This is a genomic window from Pseudomonas sp. RA_35y_Pfl2_P32, from assembly GCF_963970735.1.
GTDB lineage: Bacteria > Pseudomonadota > Gammaproteobacteria > Pseudomonadales > Pseudomonadaceae > Aquipseudomonas.
Map to the genome: position 1 here is coordinate 1 of NZ_CAXAQF010000234.1, position 504 is coordinate 504.

The 504-nt window shown below is 65.1% G+C and carries 1 protein-coding gene; it reads right to left on the reverse strand.

Annotation, left to right across the window (positions count from 1 at the left end):
• Positions 1 to 504 (reverse strand): mannonate dehydratase (gene uxuA, locus AACY45_RS28030; RefSeq protein ID WP_339548722.1); only part of this gene is annotated, 504 nt, incomplete at both ends.

A 504-nucleotide genomic window follows, 5' to 3' on the forward strand; every position in this document is an offset into this window, starting at 1 on the left:
CGCATTCGGGACGCGCTCGAACAGGGCGGTGACGTCGGCCTCGGTGCTGACGACACGCGGAAGGCCGAAGATCGGGAAGGGCGGATCGTCGGGATGAACGACAAGCTGCAGGCCCAGCGCATCGGCCACCGGGCAGACTGCCTCCAGAAACGCTACATGGTTGGCGCGCAACTGATCGGCATCGATCGTGTCATACGTTGCGATCGCCTGGCGAAAGGCGTCGACGGTAAAGCTCTCCTCGCTGCCGGGCAGGCCAGCGATGATGGTGCGTTCGAGCGTGCGGCGAGCGTCGTCGTCCATGGCAGCGAAGCGTCGGGCAGCAGCCTCGACCATGCCAGCGCTGTAATCCTGTTCCGCCCCGGGACGTTGCAGCAGATGAAGGTCGAACGCAGCGACCGCTTCCAGCTCGAAGCGCAGCGCGAGCGCGCCGTCGGGCAGCGGCCAAGCCAGATCGGTCCGCGTCCAGTCGAGCAACGGCATGAAATTGTAGGTGACAACACGAAT